Here is a 10,077-nt window from a genome sequence, read left to right as displayed (position 1 = left end):
CCAGCGAATATCAGTTAGCATTGTTCTTGGCATGGTATTGGTTATGGTTTTACTTTTGGCGAAGCAAATTATAACTCTTTACCATGCTGTTCAAAAAACACTCACGAAAGATCAACACGCCCTAATAATAAAAATAAATATCATTTAGGCAATGTATTGAATATTACTCATTGTTGCGTCAATAACTCATATGAAGCACGTATAATAAGTGTTACACAGATCCAACTTTCAACGGTTTTGCGTTCTTTAATTTTTCTCTGGACGAGAGTCCATACCTACTTTATTAACATTTACTATTAATAGTTATCTCACTTAATTATTATTAATCAATTGCTTACTTGTTTTATCGTTTATTGTGACCTTGGTTGAGCAATGTTCATCACAACTGTTTAATTCAAGTTCAACATCACAAATATCAAGTTGCTATTTTCTGTTTTATAAAATCATCAACTACGGTTCTTTTACTCATCAGAGGTCTAATCTGTTTAAGGAAAGAGCATTGAAAAAGATATTAATTTGGACGATAGCCTGTCTATCCAGTTTTGGCGCTTATGCCGGAACAAGCGCATCGGCATTAGAAGTCAGTGGATACACACAAACGAAATACCCCATTATGTTGGTACATGGTCTGTTTGGTTTCGATACATTAGCGGGTGTCGATTACTTCTATGGCGTACCTGAATCCCTAACCAAAGATGGTGCGAGCGTCTATGTAGCGCAAGTATCAGCCACCAATAGCTCTGAAGTACGTGGCGAGCAATTGTTGGCTCAAGTTGAAACACTGTTAGCCGCGACAGGGGCAAGTAAGGTGAACCTAGTTGGTCACAGTCACGGCGGACCAACAGCGCGCTATGTGGCATCAGTACGTCCTGATTTGGTTGCTTCGGTGACGAGCATTGGTGGTGTTCATAAAGGCTCGAAAGTCGCCGATCTCGTGCGTGGAACCGTATCAGAAGGCTCAGCCGCGGAAGGTATCGCTGTTAAATTGGCTGGTGGATTGACGACGCTTATCAACCTGTTATCTGGCGGAACGGATCTTGATCAAGATGGCCTTGCTTCCCTTGAAGCGTTGACCACCGAAGGTTCGCTTGCATTCAATCAGTTTTATCCTGAAGGCGTTCCGACGTCTGAGTGTGGCGATGGTGAATGGCAAGCCAATAACGGTGTTTATTACTATTCATGGACAGGATCTTCCACTTTTACCAACCTTCTTGATCCTACCGACGGAGCGATGACAATCCTTGGCTTAGCATTCAATGAACCTAATGATGGTTTAGTGGGAGCATGCAGCGCGCATTTGGGCAAAGTGATTGGTGATGATTACAAAATGAATCACCTAGACGAGATTAATGGGTTGTTGGGCATCCATCATCTCTTTGAGACCGATCCCGTGACGCTATATCGCCAACACGCGAATCGATTGAAGTTGGCTGGCCTGTAGGTCGCACTGCCCAAAAGTTAAGATCATAAGGAAAATATAATGAAAAAGATCGCCATTTTGTCGATAACTACGATAGCCCTGATGAGCACAGCGGCGGTCTTTTTATATTTAACCTTTTTGCCCGAACAAACAGACAATCTAAATTTAAACAACAAACAACAGAACGCCTCCTCACTAAAGGTTACCTCTCAACAAGATACCGAAATCGATAATGCATCAGCCAAAGACATGATGGAATATTTCGTGTCAGGCAATACCGAATTAACCCTTGAAGATATTCGTGACAATGTGGCAAAACACCACGAGCAATCACAAGCTACGATTGTCGATGAAGCATTGTTCGCAAAGTACCTCGAGTACAAGTCGGCACTGACAGCATTGGATGTTCAATTCGACACCACCTCAATATCCGCAGAGGACTTACGCGCACTGAATCAAGCTCTGCTTGACCTTCAAACTCAATTTTTCAATGAGAGCGAGATAAGTATCCTGTTTACCCATGACAATAAAATGAGGGAAATCGCTTTAGAAAAGTTACTTCTGAAACAAGAAGGGCTAGAGGAACAAGAATACCAGCAAAGGCTTGAGTCTTATCTATCTGAACAACCAGATTACGTTCAAACGAGCCATCAAAATCAGGTATTACTCCCACAGCTATCCAGTTCAGAAGGCCTAGATGAACAAGGCAAATACTTGAAGAGAAATGATCTGGTCGGCGAAGAAGCGACACAGCGGCTCGAAGCGCTTGATCAACAAAGAGAGAGCTTTGAAGGAGCTTTAGAGATTTACTTTGTTGAACGAAATGACATTTTGAATGACTCAGCACTCTCAGAAATTGAACAAAAAGAGACGATCGTCCAGCTTAGAGAAGCTCATTTTCAGCCACAGCAGCTGAGAAGGGTAGAAGCGATTGAAAGAATCAGAGCTGCTGAGAACGGTCAGTAAGGTTTGCTGAGCTAACGACGTTAGCCAAATTTTCAAAATTGCCTTAGTGGAGATAGTCGCTTCACAAACTTAGTAAACGTTTGCTTATTCTGTTAATTGAAGATTTTGTGATTGAACTAAACACTATCGACTGATTTATCAGGCTTATCTAAATATAAATTCCTTCCATGATTACAATAGTAATCCATCATTAATTGATGCCCATCTCGTGATTAACCTCACACAATTATGTAAATGATAATTGATCTCACTATCGTTTAGGTGCGGTATACGCGAAATTTATTAAATTAGCGTATGGATTTGTTGTATTTATGAAAGCGTGTGTGTTGTTAGCTTTTGCGCTCTTACTGACGGGAGCGGTTAGCGCATCTGATCATTTCTCTTGGCTCAGAGATGATTCTCGTAGTGCAAGTAAAGTACTCAATTATCTTAATCAACAGAATGATAAAACTCAGTTATATCAAGAACGTATTCGATCTCTGAGTGAATCCCTACAACAGATATGGCAAGACAATCGCCCTGAACGCGCCGATAAACCATGGCAGGAAATCGGTGGTTACGAGTATGCGATCCTAAATCACAAGGGCAAAAGAACCTTGTTGTCCCGATTAGTTGGGAGTGAGGATTTGACCGAGTTGCTTAGCATTGATGCTCGTTCTGCCGAGCATGATTACTATCAGTTAGGTGATTGGGCACTCGACTCAACTAAAACCAAGCTCGCGATAGCAGAAGATATTACGGGCACTGAACAGTATCGAGTGAGTGTTGTTGATCTTAAAACTCAGCAAGTCACATCAGTAGCTCAAAATGTAGACAGTTCGCTTGCGTGGTCGAAAGACGGTCAATCCCTGTATTTGATTCAACTTGAACAACAAACTTCAAGACCATATGCGCTAACAAAATACTTCTTAAATGAGTCAAAGCCGATTCAATTAACGGAAGAGCTGGATTCCGCTTGGTTGCTTTCGTATTACCTTTCTAGTGATACGCAATTTGCTGTGGTTCAGGCAAACAGTGAAAACTCCAGCGAGCAACGTTTGTTAAACCTTGATAGCGGCGAAGTCTCTGAACCACTTTTACCACGCAAAGCGGGAGTGGAATACTACGTTGATGTTGCGGGTTCTATGTTGTTTGCCAACAGTAATCACGAGCGCAATGATTTTGCTTTTTACTCTGCACCACTTACTCAGGCTACACATATCAACCTTTGGCGAACGGTTTTTGAACCAACGGACGAATCTAGAATCAGTAACTTCTATTTGTTTGAGTCTGGCGCTGTAGTTGTTAGCCAGATTGGCGCGTCTCAATCTTTGCACTTCTTCGATAATGACAATCGCTATCGTTCAAGCCAGTTATTGGCTGACGCAGGCCAAGTTGCTTGGGTAAGCCAAGTGGGCGACTACCAGAGTAACAAATTACATATTCGCAGTATGTCTTTGACTCAGCCAGCGAAGTGGGACCGGTTGAATACTGATACTTTACAACGAGAACGCTTCTCTCAAGACTATTACCCTCAATACCAACAATCAGCGTATCAAACCGAGCAAGTTATGGTGAATTCTGGTGGGGTAACGATTCCAGTCACACTGGCTTATCGCAAAGACAAATTGACTAAGACCTCTCCAGTATTTTTGTATGGATACGGTGCTTATGGCATGACGATGAAGCCCTACTTTATGTCCCAAACCATTAGCCTACTTGATGAGGGTGTAATTTATGCGATTGCACATGTTCGAGGTGGTGGCTTCTATGGTGACGCTTGGTATCAAGCAGGTAAGGGAATTAAAAAAGAAAATGCCATCTTGGATTTCATCGCCGCTGCTCGTGATTTGACTGCATACAATCTCGGTAAGCGCCCTATTTATGCTATGGGTGGAAGTGCTGGTGGCACTCTTGTTGCTGCAGCTTTAAATCAGGCTCCTGACTTGTTTGACGGTGCTGTCCTTAAAGTGCCCTTTGTCGATGTTGTGAACAGCATGTCTGATTCTGCATTACCTCTAACGGCTCAGCAGTACGGTGAGTGGGGCAACCCAAATATCGCCGATGAATTGAAGGTAATGCAGCAATATGACCCTTATCTGAATCTTAGCGAGCAAAACTACCCACCAATATTGATTCAGGTTGGCCTGAATGACCGCCGCGTACCTTATTGGGAAGGGGCTAAGTATTACGCAAAACTCAGTGAACTTACGACTGGAAGCGGCCCTTACCTATTATCGACAAATTTTACTCAAGGACACTCGACAGACAGGCGACAGTCCCAATCGCAACAAGCGTTTGAGTACGCATTTCTTTTATCACTTACCCTGAAAGACATTAAAGCGGAGCAGTAAATGAAGCTTTCCCCCCTATCAGCGGCAGTACTGAGTGTACTTGCTGCCAACCTCGTGCACGCTGAATCTGAGGTTTATCACTTTGAAGAAGTGATTGTAACAGCCAATAAAATAGAGCAACCATTATCTGAAGTCGCGGGCTCAGTTGCCGTGATTACTGGTGAAGATCTAGAAAGAAAAGGCGCAACGGAGCTTTATGACGCAATAAAGAGCGAGCCTGGAGTCAGTGTTTCTGGGGGAGCTGGTCGACCTCAAAACATTACGATCCGTGGGATGACAGGCAACCGGATTTTGATTGTGAAAGACGGAATAAAGTCTGCTGATGGCTTTGGCGCCAACGACATCAATGACAAGGTAGGGCGTAACTCGTTTGATATGTCTAACTTGGAAAGTATTGAGGTTATAAAAGGGGCGAGTTCATCCGTATATGGTTCAGGCGCTATTGGTGGCGTGGTGGTTGTTAGGACAAAAAAACCGGGAGATTACCTCGGAGATAAAGATTTCTACAGCGACGTATCTGCAACCTATACCGGTATCAGTAATAAATACAAAGGTGCGACAAACCTTGCTTTCCGTTCAGGAAAATTCGAAAGCTTAGTCAACCTTTCTTATTGGGAAGGTGAAGAAACACGTAACTTTGATGAGGACCTCTATAGCCGAGACATAGATGGCGTCGGTGGTGGTTACACTCTAAATTATTGGTCAAGTGATGCCTTGATGCTCAAAGGCAATGTTGAGTACTACAAAGATAATCTAAGTCGAAAAGAAGGATCCTCTAAGATCCAAAAAGACGGAAAATGGGACATTGAAGATTTTGACCAACAGTCTTATACCGAGACGTTTTCTGCGTATGCGGGGTTTGAGTACCTACCTGCCAATACTTGGTTTGAGGAATTAGATGCCAAGATATATTGGCGTGATATGACTAATGAGGACACTACAAATCGCTTGATGTCTCGAACCAACAACAACGTTTCCGAGTTACGTAGAACGATTGATGTTCGTGGTTTCACCGATCAGCTTCTTGGTGCTAACGCCGATTTTATTAGTGCGTTTCAACATAAAAATATGAGCCATACCTTGTCATATGGTGTGAATATGGAAACCAACCTCCATGAGCGCCCAAGTCAATCTTCTGTTTTAGACTGGAACGGAGTGTCACTTAACGCGGATGTCCCTTTTGCTCCAGCTCGCTCGTATAATTTTGCTGCTTTTATTCGTGACGCGATTGAAATTGACCATTGGACTGTGACGGCAGGAGCCCGTTTTGATTTACACCAGTTGAAACCTGAGTCACAGAGCACAATCAATGGCTATGAAGTGAAGGAACAAAACTCGAGTGAGTTCTCTCCAAGCTTATCGGTGAGTTATCAGTTAACAGAATCACTCAACACATACCTTTCGTACAACCACGGCTTTAGAGCACCGGGTTATGACAAAATTTATGGTTATCAGAACCATGATTTTGTCCCAATTACCCCATTTGTCATTGTGCCGAATATGGACCTAGAGGCCGAAACCAGTGACTCGTTTGAATTAGGCAGTAAGTTTGATAACGGACAAACACAGCTATATGCGGCCGTTTTCTATCAGAAGTTCGATAATTTTATCGACGTTAAACAGATCACATTTGTGCCGGACTCAAATACAGGTAACTACTACAAGCAGTATCAAAACGTAAATGGAGTCGAGACGTACGGCATTGAAGCTTCAATTGCGCATCGTTTGAGTGATTTTTGGAGTGTGAGTACTAAAGTCGGCTACGTTGATGGAGAAGATGAGGATGGAGAGAAAGTTCGTACGCTAACACCTTGGGAAGGCAATGCCGAGGTGACTTATGACGACAACGCCTTCTCCGCTTATGCGCAGGTTAATTGGGCGCAAGCGATGGATAACGTCCCTCAATGTGAAGATGATTTAGGTATCGTTACTGACTGTGCGACCACCTCTGGCTGGGCGAGTGTCGACTTGGGGGTAAGTTACTCTTGGAACTTTGGCTTGGATGTCAGTGCCAATGTGATGAATCTATTTGACAAAGAATACATCCGATACCAAGACGTTGCGGGTATTGCGAACAGCAATAAAATCTACTCCACAGAACCTGGCCGCTACTTCACCGTTAACGCCAAGTATGCGTTTTAAGGAGGACATATGAAAAAGAGTCCTCTATTCCTCGCTTTGTTCTTGGTTTCAGCAACAAGCAGTGCTGCCGAGTGGGATTACCCAATTGGTAACACCGTTGTGACAACGCAGCAAGAAGCTAAGACTTATCTAGAAGAAGCTTATCCTGAGGTTGGTACGTTAAGGTTTCGCTATGAAACACAGTCTAAGTTGGGGCGCCACTACAACTTCGATGTATTGATTGAAGGTGAGTACCAACAACAGAAATCTGTGGTTCTATCCACTAACTCTGACGAGCAGGTTTCACGCGTTTTCAGAAGCTTAGAAAATACCGTGTTACTCAACGGAAATCCGACAACGGCTGCTGAGCTGGAAGTTCCTCGTTTATTAGAAGCAGAGCGAGCGCCGAGCTTAAGCAGTGGTCAAGTCGTTGCGACGCATGTGAACGTATTCAGTCCAGATTTGAGAACTATGGACAGAGCTGCACCACCAGAAACTTTATTAACCGATGTCAGCCAATACCCGAGTCTTCCACATTATGTACAAACTGATGTGGAGGTGTTGAACCACAGCGATGGTATCTACCTTACCAATGAGCGTGTCTCACAGGTTGATGCAACGGCTCTATATTCGATCGACCCTGATTCCGGCGCGACAACGAACCGTGACACTTCAAACTTTCTCACAGCTGAAGGAGTTACAAAGTTTGCCGATCTGAACGAGCTGCAAAATGTGGATTGGCAAGACGTGCGATTCCCGCAATTGATGGTATTTGCTCATCTAGATCAGTCTTTAAGCTATATCAGCAGCTTGGGCTTTGATTTGTTTGATGCCCCTCTTGAGTTCGATGGCAGAGGCTTATCTGCAGATAACTCGACGTATTATTATGGTCCCAAAGCGGTTTTGTTTGGTATCGGCGGTGGCTCTCCAGATGCGTTAGATGGTGACGTGATTCTGCATGAGCTTGGACACGGGATTCATTATCACATAGTAAAAGATTGGGCTTACGGTCATACAGGTGCAATCGGTGAAGGGTTTGGTGATTACTGGGCGGGCAGCTTTAGTTTTCGTACTCAATATGAAAATGCACAGACTCGTGGACAAGAGTTCGAGATAGATACTGTCTTTAACTGGGATGGTTACTTCGGGGTAAGGAATACCACGCGTAGCCTATGGAATCAAAGAGCACGTTACTTTAGACAAGCGGAATATCGCCCTCATGAAAGTGTTGCTGGTGAGTTAGGTGATGAGCTTTGGTCAACGCCTTTGTTCCAAGCTCTGAAAGCATCGGTTGAACAATATGGTGAGCTCGCTTTTAAAGAGTTTGACTCCATCATACTTGAGTCTATGTACGGGCTAGGTCGTGGCTTGAAAATGCACGATTTAGCCGAGAGCACACTTTTTGTGGCTCAACAGCTGTATCCAAATCGAGCTTATGTCGAAATATTGAAGCAAAAATTTGATGTGCATGGATTGATCATCGAGCCATTTAAAGTAGAGGTTCCTGATCGTTATGTTAATCCAAAGAAGCCGTTGACGATTGAGTTGTACCCGACATTAAGACAGGCTCAAGTGGATGGCCAAATCAATATTTCTGAATTAGTTAAGCCGTTCGTTAGTCCTCCGGCTAATCAACTAACGATTGAGGCGACACTTCCGACAGGCGAGATGTGTGGTTCTTCAGTCACCATGAATACGAGTGTTGACTATCGATACAGCGACGAACTGAAATTACAAAATTGGCAGCATGATTTGTCCCTTGTATATGGCTTACCTGTACTTGAATCCGATATCAAAGAAGTAAACAGTTATCTTCCCGATAGCCGGTTTAGCTCGACCAATCAACCGATCGTTGGCTTTAAGACATTCAATTTCACTCTAAATGGAACGGCTCAAACTGCAGACGACAATTTCGGAGTGTACCTAGAGATCGAGCATCCTCGATTGAGTGATTTAGTGGTCACCCTGATTTCACCGAAGGGAACTCGAGTTGATTTACTTAACCATAAGTCGACGCGATTTTCTGGCTTTAATGGTTACTTCACACTTAAGCATGACTCGATTCTCGATTCGTTTAAGGGTGAGCCTATTAACGGGTCATGGCGTTTGGAAATCGCTGATTATGTGAATGGTGAAACTGGGCACTTAAAGCGGTGGGGGCTTGGCACGATTTCGAAATATGAATGTGGAGAAACAACGACTTCACCTCAAGAACCCACCGTTACCAGTGGCTCTTCCGGTGGCTCAGCTTCACCCATATTGATTCTATTCATGTCCTTGCTCTCGTTCAGTAGGTCATTTAGTACGCGTTACTTGTCTCTAATGGCAAGGCTCTTTAAAAACAAAACAAGAAGATAACTCTATGAAACCTCAATTGACAATTTTGGCCATCTCTTTGGCTCTTGCTGGCTGCGGTGGTTCGGGCGGTTCCGATACTTCTGCATCAGCTGCACCAACCTATACCGTGTCAGGTACAGTGACAGCACAGAATATAGATTTACAAAGTAAGGTCTGTGCAGACATAAATCAAAACTACATGTGTGATAGTGGAGAGCCAAGTTCGACGGCTAACGCGAATGGCGAATTTAGTATTACCAGTACTAAGAAGTCGATTTTATCGGTTCCTTTGTTAGCTCAGATGGATGCGGGGATTGCAGCCAATAGCACGAGCAGCTCTGCCTCTTCTTACGCTTATATTGCCGCTCCCGGTCTTCAAAAAAATACGGGAAATGAGATTAATGGTATCAGTTCACTATTGGCAGGTTATGTCGCGGATGGGTTGACGGTAGCTGAAGCAAACAACAAATTAAAAGCGCAGTTGGCGAAAAGTGGCATCACGATCTCTGGCGATATTCAAGACGATTTATCTGCGTCTGAGCTCGCGAGTCTGGAACAAAATATCGTATCAACAATTAAGGCGTTTAAGCACTCTAATCGTGCGTTCATGCTGGCTCAATTGAGTGCGAAATTTGATAAGAGTGCGGCCGATTATGTGGGTGGAGTACTAGATAATGACCAAGTTACTGCTTTTGCAAATTTCCTTGAAGGAGAGCTAAAAGCTGCGACAGCATTGAATGATACGGGTGTTTTACGCTATTTCTCAGATATTGATGAGGCTTTGTTGCGTAATTAAATTTAGAGATAGAGCCACCCCGTTTCGCGTATTTCTTAGTCAATACGACAAGTTTCAGGCATACCTAACCCAGTAAGCTTGTTCAACGCTTTTATCATCGCGTA

Annotated in this window: 5 protein-coding genes and 1 pseudogene; all 6 read left to right on the top strand. The window is 43.6% G+C overall.

The annotated features are described in order from the left end of the window. Positions 1-499 precede the first annotated feature (499 nt). Positions 500-1,441 carry a triacylglycerol lipase gene (locus H5300_RS23670; RefSeq protein ID WP_017086552.1) on the top strand — a complete coding sequence of 314 codons (942 nt, stop codon included), beginning with the start codon at positions 500-502 and terminating at the stop codon, positions 1,439-1,441. A 39-nt stretch (positions 1,442-1,480) separates the two neighbouring features. After that, positions 1,481-2,386 (top strand): lipase secretion chaperone, encoded by a 906-nt coding sequence (locus H5300_RS23665; protein WP_182797056.1) that lies wholly within the window; start codon positions 1,481-1,483, stop codon positions 2,384-2,386. Positions 2,387-2,697: 311 nt separating this feature from the next. Next, on the top strand, positions 2,698-4,719 hold the full coding sequence (locus H5300_RS23660; protein WP_182797055.1) for a prolyl oligopeptidase family serine peptidase: 2,022 nt from the start codon (positions 2,698-2,700) through the stop codon (positions 4,717-4,719). Beyond that, a complete protein-coding gene (locus H5300_RS23655; protein ID WP_182797054.1) occupies positions 4,720-6,861 on the top strand; it encodes a TonB-dependent hemoglobin/transferrin/lactoferrin family receptor in 2,142 nt (713 codons plus the stop codon). A 9-nt stretch (positions 6,862-6,870) separates the two neighbouring features. Then, on the top strand, positions 6,871-9,198 hold the full coding sequence (locus H5300_RS23650) for a proprotein convertase P-domain-containing protein (protein WP_017092654.1): 2,328 nt from the start codon (positions 6,871-6,873) through the stop codon (positions 9,196-9,198). 4 nt (positions 9,199-9,202) lie between these two features. Continuing rightward, positions 9,203-9,955, top strand: a pseudogene (locus H5300_RS23645) (DUF1566 domain-containing protein); the annotation flags it as partial. Positions 9,956-10,077: the final 122 nt, after the last annotated feature.

It is taken from the genome of Vibrio sp. SG41-7 (assembly GCF_014164465.1).
GTDB lineage: Bacteria > Pseudomonadota > Gammaproteobacteria > Enterobacterales > Vibrionaceae > Vibrio > Vibrio splendidus.
Note: the sequence above shows the minus strand (reverse complement) of the source record. Positions and strands in the feature narration are given on the sequence as shown.

Excerpts from the sequence above, each read along its gene's own strand:
- H5300_RS23665 (WP_182797056.1), top strand. The coding sequence starts at position 1,481 with ATGAAAAAGATCGCCATTTTGTCGATAACTACGATAGCCCTGATGAGC.
- H5300_RS23650 (WP_017092654.1), top strand. The coding sequence starts at position 6,871 with ATGAAAAAGAGTCCTCTATTCCTCGCTTTGTTCTTGGTTTCAGCAACA.
- H5300_RS23660 (WP_182797055.1), top strand. The coding sequence starts at position 2,698 with ATGAAAGCGTGTGTGTTGTTAGCTTTTGCGCTCTTACTGACGGGAGCG.
- H5300_RS23655 (WP_182797054.1), top strand. The coding sequence starts at position 4,720 with ATGAAGCTTTCCCCCCTATCAGCGGCAGTACTGAGTGTACTTGCTGCC.